Source organism: Halomonas ramblicola (genome assembly GCF_030409215.1).
In the GTDB taxonomy this organism is placed as follows: Bacteria; Pseudomonadota; Gammaproteobacteria; order Pseudomonadales; family Halomonadaceae; genus Halomonas; species Halomonas ramblicola.
On sequence record NZ_JAUFPL010000034.1, the window covers coordinates 413,021 to 431,429 of the forward strand.

General features: G+C 63.4%; 17 protein-coding genes. 3 read left to right on the forward strand and 14 right to left on the reverse strand.

Annotated elements, in window-relative coordinates:
- Nucleotides 1-85: 85 nt before the first annotated feature.
- Entirely contained in the window at nucleotides 86-4,423 is a 4,338-nt protein-coding gene (locus tag QWY80_RS18995; RefSeq protein ID WP_290235258.1) for a DEAD/DEAH box helicase, read from the reverse strand.
- A gap of 119 nt (nucleotides 4,424-4,542) precedes the next feature.
- On the opposite strand from QWY80_RS18995, the gene QWY80_RS19000 reads away from it, so the two are divergent.
- Nucleotides 4,543-5,100 (forward strand): cytochrome P460 family protein, encoded by a 558-nt coding sequence (locus QWY80_RS19000; RefSeq protein ID WP_290235259.1) that lies wholly within the window; start codon nucleotides 4,543-4,545, stop codon nucleotides 5,098-5,100.
- Between the two features lie 23 nt (nucleotides 5,101-5,123).
- On the opposite strand, the gene QWY80_RS19005 is transcribed toward QWY80_RS19000, so the two are convergent.
- The 5 genes from QWY80_RS19005 to QWY80_RS19020 all read right to left on the reverse strand — a co-directional run bounded on the left by QWY80_RS19005 (nucleotide 5,124) and on the right by QWY80_RS19020 (nucleotide 7,316).
- Nucleotides 5,124-5,507, reverse strand: a complete 384-nt coding sequence (locus tag QWY80_RS19005) for a hypothetical protein (protein ID WP_290235261.1) — start codon at nucleotides 5,505-5,507, stop codon at nucleotides 5,124-5,126.
- A 68-nt stretch (nucleotides 5,508-5,575) separates the two neighbouring features.
- Nucleotides 5,576-6,016, reverse strand: a complete 441-nt coding sequence (locus tag QWY80_RS19010) for an META domain-containing protein (protein ID WP_290235263.1) — start codon at nucleotides 6,014-6,016, stop codon at nucleotides 5,576-5,578.
- A 67-nt stretch (nucleotides 6,017-6,083) separates the two neighbouring features.
- Nucleotides 6,084-6,485: a zinc-binding dehydrogenase gene (locus QWY80_RS19015; protein ID WP_435389389.1), complete on the reverse strand. Its 402-nt coding sequence runs from the start codon at nucleotides 6,483-6,485 to the stop codon at nucleotides 6,084-6,086.
- A gap of 32 nt (nucleotides 6,486-6,517) precedes the next feature.
- Complete coding sequence (locus QWY80_RS19475) at nucleotides 6,518-6,667, reverse strand: hypothetical protein (RefSeq protein WP_435389390.1); 150 nt, start codon at nucleotides 6,665-6,667, stop codon at nucleotides 6,518-6,520.
- A gap of 211 nt (nucleotides 6,668-6,878) precedes the next feature.
- Complete coding sequence (locus QWY80_RS19020) at nucleotides 6,879-7,316, reverse strand: VapA/VapB family virulence-associated protein (protein ID WP_290235265.1); 438 nt, start codon at nucleotides 7,314-7,316, stop codon at nucleotides 6,879-6,881.
- Between the two features lie 258 nt (nucleotides 7,317-7,574).
- Between QWY80_RS19020 and QWY80_RS19025 the strand changes: the two genes are divergently transcribed.
- Together QWY80_RS19025 and QWY80_RS19030 are read left to right on the forward strand one after the other, a co-directional pair.
- Complete coding sequence (locus tag QWY80_RS19025; protein WP_290235268.1) at nucleotides 7,575-8,456, forward strand: FAD-dependent oxidoreductase; 882 nt, start codon at nucleotides 7,575-7,577, stop codon at nucleotides 8,454-8,456.
- Entirely contained in the window at nucleotides 8,426-8,779 is a 354-nt protein-coding gene (locus tag QWY80_RS19030; protein WP_290235271.1) for a hypothetical protein, read from the forward strand. Before QWY80_RS19025 ends, QWY80_RS19030 begins: the two co-directional genes overlap by 31 nt.
- 119 nt (nucleotides 8,780-8,898) lie before the next feature.
- Here QWY80_RS19030 and QWY80_RS19035 read toward each other — a convergent pair whose 3' ends face one another.
- The 8 genes from QWY80_RS19035 to QWY80_RS19075 all read right to left on the reverse strand — a co-directional run bounded on the left by QWY80_RS19035 (nucleotide 8,899) and on the right by QWY80_RS19075 (nucleotide 18,392).
- Nucleotides 8,899-10,035: a glycerate kinase gene (locus tag QWY80_RS19035; protein ID WP_290235272.1), complete on the reverse strand. Its 1,137-nt coding sequence runs from the start codon at nucleotides 10,033-10,035 to the stop codon at nucleotides 8,899-8,901.
- A 787-nt stretch (nucleotides 10,036-10,822) separates the two neighbouring features.
- Nucleotides 10,823-11,785: a D-2-hydroxyacid dehydrogenase gene (locus tag QWY80_RS19045; RefSeq protein WP_290235274.1), complete on the reverse strand. Its 963-nt coding sequence runs from the start codon at nucleotides 11,783-11,785 to the stop codon at nucleotides 10,823-10,825.
- Nucleotides 11,786-11,961: 176 nt separating this feature from the next.
- Nucleotides 11,962-13,470, reverse strand: coding sequence for a xylulokinase (locus QWY80_RS19050; RefSeq protein ID WP_290235277.1), 1,509 nt, complete (start codon nucleotides 13,468-13,470; stop codon nucleotides 11,962-11,964).
- A complete protein-coding gene (locus tag QWY80_RS19055; RefSeq protein ID WP_290235281.1) occupies nucleotides 13,463-14,503 on the reverse strand; it encodes a zinc-dependent dehydrogenase in 1,041 nt (346 codons plus the stop codon). The genes QWY80_RS19050 and QWY80_RS19055 overlap by 8 nt, the downstream gene beginning before the upstream one ends.
- Nucleotides 14,503-15,324 carry a class I fructose-bisphosphate aldolase gene (locus tag QWY80_RS19060; protein WP_290235322.1) on the reverse strand — a complete coding sequence of 274 codons (822 nt, stop codon included), beginning with the start codon at nucleotides 15,322-15,324 and terminating at the stop codon, nucleotides 14,503-14,505. Before QWY80_RS19060 ends, QWY80_RS19055 begins: the two co-directional genes overlap by 1 nt.
- A gap of 65 nt (nucleotides 15,325-15,389) precedes the next feature.
- Nucleotides 15,390-16,094: an RraA family protein gene (locus QWY80_RS19065; protein WP_290235325.1), complete on the reverse strand. Its 705-nt coding sequence runs from the start codon at nucleotides 16,092-16,094 to the stop codon at nucleotides 15,390-15,392.
- A 20-nt stretch (nucleotides 16,095-16,114) separates the two neighbouring features.
- Complete coding sequence (locus QWY80_RS19070; protein ID WP_290235327.1) at nucleotides 16,115-17,179, reverse strand: Ldh family oxidoreductase; 1,065 nt, start codon at nucleotides 17,177-17,179, stop codon at nucleotides 16,115-16,117.
- Nucleotides 17,180-17,231: 52 nt separating this feature from the next.
- Nucleotides 17,232-18,392 carry an iron-containing alcohol dehydrogenase gene (locus tag QWY80_RS19075; RefSeq protein ID WP_290235330.1) on the reverse strand — a complete coding sequence of 387 codons (1,161 nt, stop codon included), beginning with the start codon at nucleotides 18,390-18,392 and terminating at the stop codon, nucleotides 17,232-17,234.
- Nucleotides 18,393-18,409 lie beyond the last annotated feature (17 nt).

Genomic DNA, 18,409 nt, shown 5'->3' on the forward strand with positions numbered 1-18,409 from the left:
CTTTGACCATAGTCGCTCAACTCTACTGAGGCCATGTTTCGTGGGTCGGCAGGCAGGAGGGAGATCCTGTTCCGGACCGCCCCTCTCACTCGCCGTGCGGGAGGCTGACGGCGGGCTCGGCGACGGTGGCCGGACGCTGGCCCGGGCCACGCCGCAGCAGGTCCTGGGCCTGCCAGCGCGCCGTTTCGGAGAGCGCCGCCAGGGCATGCACCTCGCCATTGAGCCGGATCGCCTCCGGCACCCCGTCGCGGTAGAGCAGGCGGTTGCCGGTCAGCGCCGGCAGGCGCTTGCCGGGGGTGAGCACGCCCAGCAGGTTGAGCGGGTCGGCGGCGGCCACCACCACCCGGGTGCCGTCCGGTTCGCGCCGGCGCATCTGCTTGATCGCCCCCACCGCCTCCGGCAGGGCGAACTGCTCGCCGGCGAACTGCTCCACGAAGCGTCCGCCGCGGATCTCGCCACGCGCCTCCAGGCGCCGATAGGCGTAGAGCAGCTCCCGCCACGGCGGCAGCGCCGCCTCGCGCACCAGGAGCTGCCGGAACACCACGCCGTAGCGGTCGAGCAGTACCCGGGCGATATGCTCCAGACTCGCCAGGTCGGTGGCGATACGGCGCTCGTCGGTCGCCTCGGCGGCGGGTGCTGCCGGCAGCCAGGACCAGCGCCCGGCGGCGTCCACGCCCGGGGCCTGGCGGCGACGCCGCCGTCGACCCGCGTCGATCGGCGGCCGCTTGTGGGCCGGGGCGATCAGCGCGCGCAGCCCGGTGAAACTGTCCGAGGTGATCAGCCCCCAGGCGGCCAGCTCGCCCAGCGCCTCCTCCACCTGGGTGCGCAGCATCCGCGTGGGCCCGAGCAGGTCGGCGAAGAACATCGCTCCACCCGCCTGCAGCGCCTCCAGGACCCGACGCGCACCGCCCGACAGCGGCAGTTCCCGAGGGTCCGGGGCCGGCGCCACGGCGCGCCAGTCGCCCAACGCCTCCCGGGTCACCAGGGCGATCGGCGTATTGCGCAGCGGGCCCGGGCGCTGGCGCTTCTCGTCCGTCGCCCCACGCGGCGACACCAGGCGCAGCCAGACTACCCGGCCGCTGGCGAGCAGCTGGTCGAGCCCGTGGGGCGCATAGTCCGCCAGCCGGGCCGGCAGGACCTCCTCCTCCCAGGCCCCTGCCGCCACCGGGAAGCCCTCCAGGCGTTCCACCGCCCCGGCCAGGGCCTCCGGTCCCTGCGGCCGCTCGGTGAGGCCATGCCAGTCGAGCAGGAAGCGCAGGTAGGTCTGGACGCTGACCGGGGCGATCTCGGCGCGCTTGCGCTCGATTGCATAGCGATGCAGGCGCGCCACCAGCCGCCTTGCGCACCATTCGACCTCGTCCCCAGTATCGGTATAACGGCCCTGGAGCACGAAGCCCTCGCCCTCGAGCCGGGCCAGCGCCGCCGTGCCCCGCGCCGGCGGCAGGCCCAGCGGCGCGACCAGGCCCCCCGCGGTCATCGGGCCGAGCGCCTCCAGCCGCGAGCGCAGCAGCTCCACCAGGGCCTCGTCGGCATCGTCGGGGGGGGGATCCAGGGCCTCGATGGCGGGCGCCAAGTCGGCCTCGGGCCGCACCGCGAGGACCTCGGCCAGCCGCTCGGCGGCGACCCACAGGGTCTCGCCACCGGGGCAAGACAGGGCAGCGGCGCGGCGCGCCTTCGTCAGCTCGGCGAACCAGGCCCGCCACTCGGCTCCCTCGCCCTCGGTCAGGAAGCCGCACAGCACCAGCGCCTCGTGGAGCTCGTCGGCATCCCGCGGCGTCGGCCAGGCCTCGTCGCGCACGCGGCGAATGACCTCGGGGGCGTAGCGCGCCGTGGCCGCCGCCTCGGCCACGTCCAACGCCCCGCCGGTACGCACGCTGAGGGTGCGTCGCTCCTCCTGGGCACCGTCGTCGAGGAAGGCATAGGGCCGCGCATTGACCACCTCCTCCGCCAGCGGCGAGGGCGCGGCGAGCTCCCGTTCGCTCACGGCGATCTCGCCGCGCGCCAGCCGCGCGAGCAGGCGCTCCAGGCCGGCCAGGTCCATGGCCTCGGACAGGCAGTCGTGCAGGGTCTGGCCGACCAGAGGATGGTCGGGAATCTCGCGGGCCCCGGCCAGGTTCTCGGCGCAGGCCAACTGGTCGGGAAAGACCAGCGACAGCAGGTCCTCGGCGTCCTGGCGCTGCAGCTGGGGCGGGCGGCGCCGGCCGTTGCGGGTGCGCGGCACGGCCAGGGCGACGGAGGCGTTCCAGCGCCAGCGCAGGCCGAACATGGGGGCGTCGAGCAGCGCCTGGGTGAGGACGTCGCGCAGCGTCGCCGCGTTCAGGTAGCGCCACACCTCGTCGAGGGGAAAACTGTGGGTGGGACCCAGCGACAGCACGATGCTGTCCTCCAGGGCCGCCGCCTGCAGCTCGAAGTTGAACTTGCGACAGAAGCGCTTGCGCAGCGCCAGCCCCCAGGCGCGATTGAGCCGCGAGCCGAAGGGGGCATGCAGCACCAGGTGCATGTCGCCGGCCTCGTCGAAGAAACGCTCGAGCGCCAGGTGGTCCTGGCTCGGCACCACGCCCAGTGCCACCCGGGCCACGCCGAGATAGGCCGCCAGCTGCTCGGCGGCCTCATCGGGCAGGCCATAGGCCGTTGCCAGCCAGTCGCGCGTGGCCGCCTGCCCGCCCTCCGCCAGGCGGGCGTCAGCGCCGGCGCGCAGCCGCGACACCGACGCGGAGAGCTCCGCGCTGCGCCCCGGCGCCTCGCCGAACCAGAAGGGCAGGGTCGGCGGCGCGCCCCCGGCGTCCTCGACGAACACCCGGCCGGTGGCCACCTTGAGGATGCGGTAGCCCTGGTTGCCGAGCTGGAAGACGTCTCCCGGCATGCTCTCGAAGGCGAAGTCCTCGTTGACCGTGCCGACCTTGAGCTCCTGCGGCTGCAGGATGACGTCGTAGTCGAAGTGGTCGGGAATGGCCCCGCCGTTGGTCAGCGCCACCAGCCGGGCCGAGCGCCGCGGTCGCAGCCAGCCGTTGACCCGGTCGCGGTGCAGGTAGGCGCCGCGTCGCCCGCGGCGCGTGGTGTAGCCGTCGGCGAGCATCTGCAGCACCGCGTCGAAGCGCTCCCGCGGCAGGGCCCGATAGGGCCAGGCCGCGGTCATTTGCCGGTAGAGCGCGTCCTCCTCGACCTCCCCGGCGCCGGCGACCTCGGCCACCAGCTGCTGGGCCAGCACGTCCAGCGCCCCCTCGGGGATCTGCAGGCGATCCAGCTCGCCGGCGCGCACCGCCGCGAGCAACGCCGTGCACTCCAGCAGGTCGTCGCGGGTCAGCGGGAACAGCCGGCCCTTGGGCAGGCGGTCGACGCCATGGCCGGAGCGCCCTACCCGCTGCAGGAAGGCGCCCAGGGAGCGCGGCGAGCCGAGCTGGCAGACCAGGTCGATGTCGCCGATGTCGATACCCAGCTCCAGCGAAGCGGTGGCGACCAGGGCACGCAGCTCGCCGCCCTTGAGGCGCCGCTCGGCGTCCAGCCGGTGCTCGCGGGCCAGGCTGCCGTGGTGCGAGGTGACGGCATCCCGGCCCAGGCGCTCCGCCAGGTGTCGTGCGACCCGCTCGCAGACGCGCCGGGTGTTGGCGAAGATCAGGGTGGTGCGGTGGGCCGCCACCAGCGTCGCCAGGCGATCGTAGATCTCCTCCCACACCTCATTGGCCATCACCGCGGCCAGCGGCGAACCGGGCACCCGGATCGCCAGGTCGCGCTCGCGCCCATGGCCGATATCGATCACCTGGCAGGTGCCCCCGCCGGTGAGGAAGTCGGCGACCGCCGCCAGCGGTTTCTGGGTGGCCGAGAGCCCGATACGCTGGGGCGGCGCCGCGGTCAGGCCGGCCAGCCGCTCCAGCGACAGCGCCAGGTGGGCGCCGCGCTTGGTGGCGGCGACGGCATGGATCTCGTCGACGATCACCGTGCGCACGCCGGCCAGCATCCGCCGGCCCGAGGCCGAGGTCAGCAGCAGGTAGAGCGATTCCGGGGTGGTGACCACGATATGCGGCGGTCGCTTGCGCATCCGCTCGCGTTCCGCGGCCGGGGTATCGCCGGTGCGCACCCAGGCGCGGATTTCCGGCGTCGGCAGATCGCGCGCCGCCAACGCCTCGGCGATACCGGCCAGCGGCGCCTGGAGGTTGCGCTGGATGTCGTGGGAGAGCGCCCGCAGCGGCGACACGTAGAGTACCCTGGTCGCGTCGGGCAGCGCCCCCTCCAGGCCGCGGTGGACCAGGGCGTCGATGGCGGCGAGGAAGGCCGCCAGGGTCTTGCCGGAGCCGGTGGGCGCGGCGATCAGCACATGGCCGCCGGCGGCGATCGCCGGCCAGGCGCGGGCCTGGACCTCGGTGGGCGTCCCCAGGTCGTGTCGGAACCAGGCCTCGACGGCGGGATGGAAAGCGGTGAGCGGCATGGACTCCCCCTCTATGCGGACCGGCGATTGACACCTCGGAGGCCCTGACCTAAGCCTATCCTATGCCGATGGGGCCTGGCGCCCCCTCTTCCCCTGCCCCCATTTCGGAGAGAACCAGCATGCCACGCCCATGGCAGCGCCCCCGGCCGGTCCTCGCGGCGACGCTCACGCTGCTCCTGGCCGGCGGCGTCGTGGCGGGACCGGAGAACGTCGACTTCCCGGAAAACTATGCCAGTACCTTCGTGCGCTACACGACGGTGGACAAGCCGGACCGTGATCCGCCCATCGTGCGTTTCATGTACATCAATACCGACGCCCTGGCGGAAGCACGGCCGGATGAGCCGCTGCCGCACGGCAGCGTCGTGGTCATGGAGGATCACGCGGCCCGCCTCACCGATGACGGCGAGCCAGTCCTCGACGCCGACGGGCGCTTCCTCCCCACGGACGAGATCACCAATGTCTTCGTGCAGGAGAAGCAGCCCGGCTGGGGCGAGGAATATGCCGAGGAGAAGCGCAACGGCGAGTGGGAATACGCCTGGTTCCAGCCCGACGGCAGCCGCCGGGACGAGGACATGGACGCCTGCTTCGCCTGCCATCGCCAGGTCGCCGATCAGGACTTCACCTTCACCACCTGGCCGTTCATCCGGCACATCAAGGAAGTGGTGGAGGAGCGCTGATCGCCCCGGAGAGGGCGCCGAGGTCAGCGCCCGGGCAGTGTCACCGTACGGGTCTCGCCGCCGTAACCGTACTCCCGGTCGCGTCCCTGCACGGTCACCCGCTCGATCCCGTCGGGAATCGCCACGTCGGAGAGCCGGCGGGTAAAGGGCTGCTCGTTGGCGTGGTCATGCAACAGCTCGCGCACGCCGAGTTCCTCGTCGTCGGGCCCGAGCACGCGGAAGGCATCCGCGTAGCGCGACGGCGAATCGTAGGGCGACGACAGGGTCGCATCGAAGTGAAAACGGTTCTCCCCGGCCGCGGTGACCTCGACCCCGACCACATCGGGATAGCGCTGGGTCTCGTCGGCCGAGGCCAGGCCCGCCAGCGAGAGTGCCAGGCCGGCCAGGAGCGTCATGAAGGCTCGCATGGCACACCTCCTGAAACCGTGGTCTGCCTACCCTGACGCCGCCCGACTTCGCTGTCCAGCCCCGGGAATCAGTACAGATGCACTGCCTCGAAGTCGGCCAGGGGCTCGCCGTCGGCATCCGAGAGGGTCAGGTGCATGCCCTCGACCTCCCAGACGGCCACCTCCTCCAGGGCATCGAGGAAGGCGCGCTCGGTCTGCATGCCGGCCGGACAGGCCATCATGGTGGTGGCCAGGCGACCGAAGCGCAGGGCCTCGCCCTCGAGGTCATAGCTCCCCATCAGGCGGTTGCAGCCACCGGAGCCCGCCACGCGCCGCTCTTCCGCATGCAGCACCAGGTGCGCCTCGCGCTGGTTGGCCACCGCCGTGACGTCGCCGTCACCCAGTCGGGTCAGCTTCCAGTAGGTGTTCTCCAGGGGCTCGTCGCTCGCCGCTGGCGGCTCCAGGGCGGCACATCCCGCCAGCATGACGGCCGCCAGGGAGGGCGCGGCCGCAGCGAAGGTCCTTTTCATCGTCAACTCCCTTACATTCGAATCAAGACACCGATAAGACATCCCGGCTCGGGAAAGTTCGCTGCCTTCACGAGATTTCCAGGCAGATCTTGCCGAAGTGATGCCCGGCCTCCTGGTGGCGGAAGGCGTCGGCGATCCCCTCCAGGGGGAAGGTGGTATCGATGATCGGTTTGAGGCCGCCCACCTCGATGGACTGCGGCAGGGTGCCCGGGCCGCCCACCTCGATCACCTGGTCGACACCGGCCCCACCGGTCAGCGACTTCACCGTGCGGCCCCACTGGGGATCCTCGCGGTAGTTGATCACCTGCTCGGCGCCCAGTTCGCGCAGGCGGGCCAGCTTCTCCTCCGAGGAGGAGGTGGCGATCACCCGGGCGCCCATCAGGCGGGCGAACTGCAGGGCGAAGATCGACACCCCACCGGTGCCCAGCACCAGTACCGTATCGCCGGCCTTGAGACCGCCGTCCACCACCAGCGCCCGCCAGGCGGTCAGGCCCGCGGTGGTCAGGGTCGCCGCCTCGGCGTGGGAGTAGCCCGCGGGCTGGCGTGCAGCCGCACGCGGTCCTCGCCGGGACCGGGCTCGCCCGGCGCCTCACGCTCGACCAGCTGCAGCTTGTCAAGCCCACTCGGGCTCTTCAGGGTCACGACCTTCATGGCCACCTCCTCTGTCTGGAACACGCGATCGTCGTCACGCTAGCACGCCTCGAGGCGGCTGGCAGCCTGTCGGGCCTGACCGAGCGTCATGAGCCATTCGGGTTTCGGGCGGTGGGGCGGGAGACGGAGTGGCGTTCGGAAGAGACGATGGACGTGGCGATGCCGAGGACCCCGATGGCGCCCCCGGCAGGTAGGACGGCAGGCTCTCGGCTCAGTGCCAGCTTCCCTTGCCGCCACCGACGCCGGTGACGATGGAAACGGCCCCCGACTGGAAATGGCCCAGCAGCTTGCTGTGGCTGTCGAAGAACAGGATGCTCAGGTAGACCGGCGTGGACTGGAACTCGAAGCTCACGGTGTCGCGATAGAGACGCTCGAGGTCGTCGGTATAGACGTGCCCGAAGAGGGCGCCGCCGCCGGGCGAGGAGGCGCCACCGGCATTGCCGTCGAAGGTCTTACCGTCGGTGATATTGACCTGGAACTTGAGGTAGAAGATCAGGCTGGCCACGCTGCCGTTGGCGGGATAGGCCGTCTGGGAGGCGATCAGCGCCTGGGAGGCCTCCTCGATCTGGCCGGGTTCGAGCTTGCCGTGCATGGCGACGCGGAAGTCATGGGCGATCAATTGCTTGTCGATGGTCTGGGGGGCATTCATGGTGGTTACCTCCTGGTGGGTCCTGGACATGGCGCCGGCCGTCGGCTGAAGACCGCTCGCCGGCCCCTTCATTGCAGTCCCTGGCCCCGGGGCCGTCAGCATCAGCTCGGTATCACTCCTCGCCGTCGTGCCGACGTCACGGCCCCCAGCGGATCAGTTCGGTATCAGCTGCCCCTCCCCCTTTGCCAGGGCCCGGCCCTTGCCCGACCCTGAAACCGGACCATCACACGCAGGGCTATCACCATGGAGCATTCATCAATGCGCATCGCCATCATCGGCGGCGGCGTTTCCGGCCTGTCGCTCGCCTACTACCTGCAGCAGCAAGGCATCGAGACGGCCCAGGAGCTCGAGGTCACCCTCTTCGAGCGCAAGGCGACCCTGGGCGGCAATGCCGAGACGGTGTGGGTCGACCTGGGCCTGCGCCGCCGGCCCGACCGCCCCGACGAGCCCTATCGGCGCTGGGCCGACCTGGGGGTCAACGACGTCAACCTCGCCACCTACCACCGGCTCAAGGCGATCCTCACCGAGATCGGCGAGCTGGAGCGCATGAAACCGCTGCAGAACACCGAGAGCTACTTCTCCCGGGACGGCCGCATCGCCATGACCAACGACGCCGACCTGACCCGTGGCGTCTCCGACCCGGCCCATGAACTGAGCCGGGCCGATGGCGGCCAGCTCGCCCCGCTGGCCAGGGTCGTGCACCGCAGCGCCCTGGACCTGATCGAGGCGCAGCGGGTCACGCCCCGCTACACGGTGGGCGACTTCTTCGACGGCTGCGTCGCCGAACCCGCCGAGATGCTGGCCGCCGCGGCCGAGCGGCTGGGCATCGACATCGACTGGCAGGACCCGGAGCTGCCGGCACGACTGGAGCGCATCCGGCACACCCTGTACTACCCGCGCATCTCGGCCATGTACTTCGCCGACGATCGCGGTCCCGCCGGCATGCCCCTGCAGGCGCCCTTCGAGTACTACCGCATCCAGGAGGGCGGTCGCCCCCCGACCGGCGCTACTTCGAGCATGGCGCCCAGCACTGGCTGGAGGCCCTGGCCGACTACCTCACCGACCCCGACCGCCATGGCCCGCGGGTACGCATCCTGCGCGACATCGAGGTGGAGGCCAAGATCGGCTGGAGCGGGGTAACCCTGCGCGAGCGCGGCGGCGATCGCCGGTGCTTCGAGGCCGACCTGCTGGTCATGGCCACCCACGCCGAGGACGCCCTGCCGATGCTGGCCTTCGACGAGGGGCAGGCCGGTATCCGCCAGCGCCTGCAGCACATCCTCGGCAAGGTGCGCTATACCCGCAGCTTCAGCGTCTGCCACACCGCCTCGGCCCGGCTGCCGCCCGACCGCAACCTGGGGCGCACCTACAACATCGAGGTGCGCGACCCCGAGGACGCCTCATCACCGGCGGTGGTCGTGCCAGTGCAGATCCCCGCGTTCAACCGGGTCAACTTCACTACCTGATTACGCATATGGCTCAGCCATCTTCAGCAGCTTGTTAAGGCATCGGTTGAAGTGGTCCAATTGGACCACTTCAGCTTTCTCCGTTTTCAAGCCTGCCTCATGAATAAGGCTGGCTAATGTCATGGGCGAGAAGCCCCGTAAAGCCGAATGACGGCTTCCGCTCGGTCCTCCAGGAGCTCTGACGTCCGGGCCATGGCCTCCTCCAAGCCCATGGCTTGATCCGCCAGCGGGAAGGCTGCCGTGACGCCTTTCTGATGCACCTCGCGCCAGCCCTCACCGAAACGTCCTGCCAGCAGCACTACCGGGACCGCTGTACGAGCCGCAGCCCTTGCCACTCCCACCGGGGTCTTGCCTGACAGGCTTTGGCGGTCAACGCTGCCTTCTCCCGTGATCACCAGATCAGCTCCTGCAAGCTTCTCCTCGAAGCCCACCAGCTCCATGACGATCTCGATGCCCGGCCGAGGTGTGGCCTGCAGAAACGTCATTGCCGCAAAGCCGACACCGCCAGCAGCCCCAGCTCCAGGCGCCCCAGCAAAATTCGTTCCGAGAGCGGCCTCCACCATCTCGGCAAACCCGTAGAGCGCCTTGTCCAGAAAGGCCACCTGATCAGAATTCGCGCCTTTCTGAGGCCCGAAAATGGCGCTGGCGCCGTTCTCACCGCACAACGGGTTGGATACATCTACTGCGACCTCGAATTGGACGTCGGCAAGACGACTATCCATGCCAACGACATCAAGCTCCGCCAGAAAAGTCAGGCCTTCCCCTCCGGGCTGGATGGCCGCGCCAGCATCATCTTGAAGACGAACTCCGAGCGCCTGCAGCATCCCCGCCCCACCGTCATTCGTGGCACTACCTCCTAGGGTCAGAATGATGCGCTCCGCCCCGTGATCCAGGGCATCCAAGATGACTTCCCCAAGCCCATAGGTTGAAGCCTTCATGGCATCTCGATGTGCCAAAGGAACCAGTTGAATACCACTGGACTCGGCCAACTCTACAATTGCGAGCTTCTGATCCGCGACCCAGCCCCAGCGCGCGATACGTGACTTCCCCATAGGGCCGGTCACAGTAGACATGCACTCCTCGGCCCCCATTGAGACCAGCAGAGCATCCAAGGTGCCTTCACCCCCATCCCCAAGGGGGCAATTGTCTACCACCGCTTCCGGGCAAGCCTTGAGCACGCCCCGGCGCAGCGCACGCACCGCTTCCTCTGCTGAAACCGCATCCTTGTAGCTATCTGGCGCCAGTACAACTCTCATTCATTCTTCCTTATATTTGGAATATTATTATCACAATATTGTGTGAAATGTGTTGTGCGGGAAGCATCACCAGCCCCTAACATAACTAGCCATATGCCCAACTATTATAACATTCCGTCATAAGGCGCATGCACGCTGCGATGAGGGAACTTCACCCACCAGAGCAGGGTGCCTCCTGGTTGCGGTGCCCTACAGTTGAAGGACACCGGAAAGAGCTATAGTGATTTCTGGTGTACGGGAGGAGGTAGGAAAGGTGGCGTATCCTGTTGATTGATCACGACCAAGATCTCAACCAACACAAGCGGATACGCCATGACCGATTCTACCCCCGAACTCTTTCACAGTCAGAAACCGAGGTCACTGACCCGTTGCACGAGTTGCTGCACTAAGGAGCTTGAGACCTAATCGCCAAGCCCGTGGAGGCCGAGCTGGCCACCTTCCTGGCCCAGTATGCCGACGAGATTATAGAAAAAGGTCGGCGAGCGGTGGCGCGTATTGGCTATTGGCGGCCCACTCTGCTACACGGACTCCCCCGGCTAACCACCCTCGCTTCACGGGCGAGCATCGCAGACAAGATGCCTCAGCCCCATCGATGAGTCCCCGTCGAAGATACTCCTTAGCCAAAGCACGACCTTTAATGCTATGTGGTTATCAAAAACTCAGAAAATGTCACATTTCAGATTTATATCGGTGAGCGACGAAGCGATTTCGTCTTGACCGTAATCTGCCGAGGGAAGGTCAACACCGCTAATTGGGCCAATTCACCTACCCGATGAACAAGCCGGGATCAAACAACTACATTCCTAGCACATCCTTTCCAGTACTCTTCAATGTTTCCAATAAGTTGATCCGCTAACCCTTGCACTGCTTCGAGACTCGCCCACGCAACGTGCGGAGTGACGATAACATTCGGCCGATTGGCCACACTTCTCATGATATGCGACTTCCCCGGCGGCTCTTTTGTTACAACATCGAAACCAGCGCCACTAATCTGTTTGGTATCGAGCGCATACTCCAATGCCTCTTCGTCAACCAACCCTCCGCGAGCGGTATTTATAATCAACGGCCGTCGCTCCATATTAGAAAACTCTTGAAATGAAATCATATTTCTTGTGGACGGCGTGAGGGGGCAATGAAGAGTTATCACATCACTACTTCTTATAACGTCTTCAAATGGAGTATAGAGAGACCCCATACCTGAAACGCCTTTATGTGATGAAAACAGAACTTTCATGCCGAAGGCTTCGCCCAGCTTTGCCACGGCCTTACCTAGGACACCATCTCCCACAACACCTATCGTTGCACCTGAAAGATTACCGACTGGATAATCAAAATAGCAAAATTGACCGGAATCTTCCCATCGCCCGTCAAGAACCGACTGTCGATATTGCAAGAGGCTACGTCGAAGCGCGAGAATCAAAGAGAAGGTATGCTCCGGAACAGAATTGATAGCATAATTACGTATATTGCAAACGGTAACGTCCGCCGCCTTGCAAGCCTCCAAGGCAATTGCATCGTAACCCGTCGCGGCCACCGCAATCAGTTTTAGCTGACTTGCCTGACTGATATCGGCCTCTTTAATCGGCACCTTATTTGTTATGACAACATCAGCATCTGATATCCTCTCACCAACTTGATCTGGCTCAGTTCTTCTGTAAACCACCATCTGGTGAGGGAAGCTTAGATCACGCAACACCACTTCTGGAGAGAGAGTATCTCGGTCAAGGAATACAATTTTTACAGTACTCATAATTTCGTATCCGTTATCACCCTTATCGTCATCCTAAGGAAGCGTTGTTGATATTTTTTGTCCATAAACTCACCAGCCACTTAATCGCTACATGCGCCGAACCAAGTGCCAAGTGTTCCAACCCAACAACTTCAATGAGAATTAAAATATCAATAGTGGCATTTGATAACCTCCAGCTACTTAAAGCCAGCTAGCGAACCCATCGAATCCGCGAGTGCAGGATATAACCCATCATAGATTGTAGCCATTCGCCGGTAGGTTTCAAGGCAACGCTCATCCCTGCTCGGCAATATCGCACCACATTCCGAGTGAGCCGTGGGGAGCCTGGGATCTTCGACGCCATTGAAAACTCCTCCTGCAACTCCCCCAAGTAGGGCAGCACCAAGTGCCGCAGCGTCCTTGGTATGTGACTGAGAGAATTCGATGCCCAGGATATCCGCCTTGATCTGTAGCCAGAACCGACTTCTGGCCCCACCCCCCACACTGAGCATGCGGTGGGGTCGCCAGTTCCATTGCTGCTCTGCCCGCCTCACGTTTTGGAGCAAACCGTAAGCGGTACCCTCAAACACCGCACGTATCATGTCGGCACGTCTGCTACCCAAACACAACCCGATCCACGCTCCAGAGGCATTGGGGTCCCATAGCGGGCTTCGCTCGCCCGCCAAGTAGGGTAGGAAAACCACACCGTTCGACCCCGGCGGCGACTCCGCGGCGAGTTCCTCCAGCTTGTCAAGGCTGTGCAGCTCCGGCCATACTTCCTTGAGAATCCAGCCGAAGGCACCGCCCACCGTGGACATGGCACCATGAGCAAGCCAAAGCCCGGGAATGATGTGACGGCGATTAAGGAAGGCCTTATCAAACTCAGGTTCGTCGAGACAGAACGTCACCACGCCTGAGGTGCCAGCAGACTCAAAAGCGGTCCGACTCTGGTTGATACCGAGGGCGAAAGCCGCTGCCGCAGTATCCGCTGCGCCCGTGGCCACCGGCGTCCCTGCACGCAACTCGGTGAGTCGCGCGGTAGCCGGGCTGACCCCCCCGACGGCCTCCTCCGGTGGACGAATCGGCACCATTTTTTCGGCCCTAATCCCGGCCGCATCCATAAGCTCGGCATCCCAGTTTGTGCCTGGCTCACGCGCACAGAAGAGACCGGAGTAGGAGGCTTGGGTCGGGTCCGTCGCAAGTTCGCCGGTGAGCCGTGCGGCAAGGAAGCTGTTCAGGAAGCCCACATGGTGCACTCGCGCCCAAGTTTCCGGTTCGTGCTCCATCACCCAGTTCAGAGTCGCCGCAGAAAAGGTGGAGGAGCTCATTCGGTTACCGGTGGCCCCGAAGGCAGCATCTTCACCGCCGAGGCGCTCGGCGAGGCCTTGCAATGTGTCACATGCCCGGTTGTCCAAGTAGCTCACGCCTAGGCGCACAGGGTTCAGCGCCTTATCAAGCAGCACCAAGGTCGGACAGGTGGTCGCAAAGCCTATACCAGAAACTTCAGCGACCTGGTTCGCCACCTCTTTCACTGCCTCGATGACCAGCTGCCAGTACCGCTCCAGATCAAGCTCAACCCAGCGAGGTTGGTTCGTGACCAACGACACAGCACGCTGCGCCTTGGCACGTAACCGTCCTTCGGGCGTAAAGGCGCAGACTTTTACGGCGCTAGTCCCCGCATCAATACCGAGCAACACCTTACTCATGTACGACCGACACCTTAACGCCTTCACCACTTGCCGCGATTTGCATTGCTTCATTGATATCTGCAAGTGCCAGGCGGTGGGTAATGAGATCACCGGCGGCGATCACTCCTGCTTCAATCAGACGCAGCGACTTCTCGTACTGGCGTCGTGTCAGGGCACTGGCTCCGCTAACCTTAATCTCGTTGTAATGGATGAGATTAGGGTCCACCACGGCTGTATCCCCTGCCGTAAAGCCAGCGAAAAGGTTAACCCGGCCATTCTTGCGCACCAGTTGCAGCGCTGGATTCACTAGTGCTGGTAGGCCGATGGCAACGATGACCACATCTGCGCCAATCCCGTCACACCGGGCCTTTACGCAAGCAGAGAGATCTTCCGTCGTAGGGTCAACGACCAAATCAGCACCGAGAGAAGCAGCCATCTCTCTCCGCTTAGCATTGGGCTCGCTGACGATCACCTGTCTAGCGCCTGCCACACGCGCAAGCTGAAGGTGCATCAACCCGATGGGGCCGGCACCGAGCACCACAACGCTGTCTCCCATTCCCACTTCGGCATTTTCCTGGCCATTGATACAGCAGGCCAAGGGTTCAGCTAATGCTGCCTGTTCCCAGGAGGTGTCAGGGTGCAGCTTGTAGACATTGCCTGAGGCTATGCCGGTAGCCGGGATACGGATGAATTCAGCGAAGGCACCATCGAACTCATAGCCCATCGCGGTACGGTTGGCACAGACGTTCTCCCGGCCTTGCTTGCAGTACTCACATTTCAGGCACGGGATTACCGGATCCATCGAGACTCCGTCACCGACCGCGAAGCCCCTCACCCCGCGCCCAACATCCACCACTTCACCCGCAAACTCATGGCCAATGATGGAAGGCGTGCGAACGCCCTTGGTTTTCCGACCGTTGTAGATCCGCATGTCCGTCCCACAAATGGTGGCCGCGCGCACACGTAGTAGTAATTCTCCATCGTCAGCTTTGGGGGTCTCGACTTCGGCAAAGCGGATATCATTCGGAGCATGGAATATTGCAGCGTGCATTAGCCTACCTCCTGCCCACAGGCAACTGTTTCATCGAAAATGCCGAGTGCCTGTTCAACACTGGCGTCATCGTGCATCAATGCTGAGATGGAGCGGATCACTGCTGCTGGATGCTCGTGTTGCCACACAAATCGTCCGTAGGTAACTCCTGCTAAGCCTACGTCCAGCGCTTCTCGAGTCATCTTCAGATAGTCTTCGAGATTATCTCCCATCTCACCGCCGGCGAGTGCCACTCGAGACGGGCAGGACTCTACCACTTTAAGGAAACTATCTCCGGAGCCCGTCCACACCGTCTTAATAAGATCCACGCCTAGCTCAGCTCCTGCGCGAACGGCATAAGCGACTGCATCGGACTCCGTAGGTGTACTGATCTTGGAACCCTTCGGGTAAATGTGAGCTACCAGTGGCATACCGGCCAGCGCAGCCTCCCGGGATATACGTCCGAGGTTGGTAAGTTGCGCGGTCTGCTCGGGCCCACCCACGATCATCCCTACCGAGATGGCATCGGCACCGAAGCGTACAGCCTCATCCACCTCCGCGACGATCGCCTCGTCGTAGGGGTGATACTGAGTGGAGTAGGCGCTTGCCTTGAAGATCATGGAGACCTTCCCCGCATGCGGCGGAAAAACCTTCTCGGCGATGCCCTTATGCATGGTTACCGCCTCCGGACGTCCAGCGACGACCTGATCGAGCACCCCAGAGATATTCTCGATGCCGGGCAACACGCCACGAGTGATCGGGTGGTCCACTGTGATGCCGAGCATGCGCCCAGATTTCGGATTGAGAAGACGGTTCATACGAATCTGCTTGCCCAAGAACATATTTAATCCTCTTATGAATAAGTTGTGCTGACAACTTTACTGTTTAACAATCCCGATCTATATATTTAAGCCGTGCGGTACCGTTGGATTTCATCTACGGTCTTCACCTCAAGCACTTCGTCAATCCAGATGCGATCGAGGGTTCCGTTATCGATGTCACTGACTTGCTGACGCTCCATCTCTACCACAGCTTCTGCGGCATGGACCGCCTCCTCGGCCCGCCAAGCTGGCACAACAACCACACCATCGGCGTCGCCCACCACAATGTCTCCGTCGTTGACCGTCATACCACCAATATTGACAGCTCCGTGAATCTCGCCTGGGCCGCTCTTGTAAGGGCCGAGATGCGATACGCCCCTGGCAAAGACGGGTAGAATACCTGACCCAATCGCTTCACAATCGCGGACAGCCCCATCGACGATAATCCCTGCGATACCTCGAGAGCGGGCATAACGACACATGATTTCTCCGAGTATGGCATTGGTGACTTCGCCGTGAGCATCGATGACGAGTATATCTCCCGGCTGTGCAAGATCCATGGCCTTATGGACCACCAAATTGTCCCCAGGTCGAGTTCGAACGGTCAGCGCTGGGCCAGCGATTGTCGTGATCCCCAAGGCCGTTAAGCAGGCACCCACAGCATGGACCCCGACACAACCATGGTTTCGCTCCAGATTGTCGGAGATAGACGGCGTATTGAGACGCCCGAACCGCTCTATTAGTGCTTGATCAGGGCGCACTGCTGCATTGAAAAGGGTCAATCGATTCACATCAATTCTCCATTCTATGTTCAGTTAATCTCGCTGCCTGTCAAGACAGAACCAGGATCAGGCATGCCTAAGGAGTTCAAATTATCGATAGTTTCCTCGGGCAGAGGGATACCACGTTCGCGACGCTGTTCGGCTTTGCGTCGCTCGATCTCGCCAGGGAGGAAGATTTCCTCCACGCCTGCTGCACGACGAGCCGACTTGATCTCGTCGATCATGCACGCCATTCTTGCTCGAAACTCCTCCATGGGAAGAAATGTGCTCACATCGGTCAGCTGTAGGAAGGCACCGACATTCTGGGGCTTCTCGAAATCCCGGTAGAGATCGCCGATCCGTGGACCAAAACCCGCGCCGGTCAAGACGCCGGCCATGATGTCAATCATCAGTGCAATGCCGTAGCCTTTCGGACCACCGAATGGGAGTACACTACCATCGAGTGCCGCTGGGGCATTGGTGGTGGGCCGTCCTTCACTGTCGATGGCCCACCCTTCGGGGATTTCCTTTCCAGCGTCGGCCGCTAAGATAATCTTGCCTCTGGCCACCACGCTGGTTGCCATGTCAAGAATGATTGGCGCGTGCTTTCCTGCTGGGACACCAAAAGTGTATGGGTTCGTGCCAAGGTATGGATCGACACCGCCCCATGGGGCCATGGTCGAAGGCGCGTTGGAGTAGAGAAATGACGCGGCACCGCGTGCTGCTGCCTGTTCTGCGTAATAGGCTCCGGAGCCGTAGTGGCTGCTATTCCTGATCCCGACACTCACCGAGCCGTACTGGCCGAGGCGCTCCTGAGCCAGTTCCAAGGCTTTGGTGGTTACCACTGCGCCCATGCCATTATCTCCGTCCACCAGCAATGAGGCGCCCCGGTCACTGATGATGCGAATCTGCGGATTGGTCGTTACGAGCCCTCGCCGCAGACGCTCAATATAAATCGGCATCCGGCTTACGCCGTGGGAGTCCACGCCTCGAAGGTTGGCGTCGACAAGGGATGTCGACACCACGTCGGCATCCGCCACCGGTAGACCGTGATGTTGCAGGATTATGCTGCAGTGCGACTGCAATGCGTCTGGTGCTATAAGAAGTTCCGTCATCTGCAGGATCCTCCTTGACTGCCTAGGACGTCTGCACAGTGCAACTTTCTCATCACAGGCACTCTCGCATGATGGCAACCAGATCCTTCGCCGTCGTAACTCGGGGGTTAACCGGCACATTGCCCGATTGAAGGCCCTCTTCTGCCAGTGCCTCTAGATCCTCTTCGCGGACGCCATAATCGCTCAGTGATTCAGGAGCACCCACGTCACGAATTAACCGCTCGACACTACGCACACCGATCTCGGCGGCATCATGAAGCGAAAGATGATTCACCTGCTCCCCGAAGAGTTCGGCGATGCGTGCGAATTTTTCTTGGTTAGCTACCACATTAAATCGCATCACTGGTGGTAGCAGGATGGAGATGACGTCTGCATGCGGGATCTTTGCCTGAGAGCCCACGGGCATCGCGAGCGCATGAGCCAGACCGAGACGGGTGGGGTTGAATGCCATCGCCGCCAGACTCGAGGCGAGAAGCATATCGGCACGCGCGGTCACCGTGTCGCCGGCAAATACCGCTGTGCGCAAGGAGCGACCGATGAGCATGATGGCCTTCTCGGAGAGCGCCTCTGAGACGGGCTGAGTCGCCTTATTGACGTAGGATTCAAGCGCGTGCGCCAAGGCGTCGATACCGGTCACCGCAGTGATCCTTGGCGGCAACGAAACCGTCAATTCGGGATCGCAGAGGGCTACATCGGGAACGATGAGAGGGCTACCCACCCCGTACTTCAGACCCTTATCTTTCTCAGAGATGACAGACCAGATGGTCGACTCGCTGCCAGTTCCGGCGGTGGTGGGGATAGCCACGAATGGCGCACCGTGCTTTTTCACTACCCCAAGTCCAGCATAGTCGCGGATGTGGCCGGGGTTGGTGAGCATCGCCGAAACTGCTTTTCCTGTATCGAGAGCACTCCCCCCGCCAACGGCCACGATGACGTCGCATTTACTCTCTCGAAAAAGCTCGACGCTCGCCTCGACGCCACGGGCGTCGGGTTCAGACTCTACTTCCGAAAACACGACATGCTCAATGCCGCGCTGCGACAGTGCGCTGGTTACCCGCTCGACGACTCCGGCCGCAATCAGGCCAGGGTCTGTGATCACAAGGGCCTTGCTACCGCCGAGCGACTCTACGAATTCTCCGAGCCTGCGTGTCAACCCAATGCCGAACTCGATCTTCGTGGGCATCTCGAAGCTGAAAGGACGGTGATAGTTCATTGGTTCACTCCAAAGGT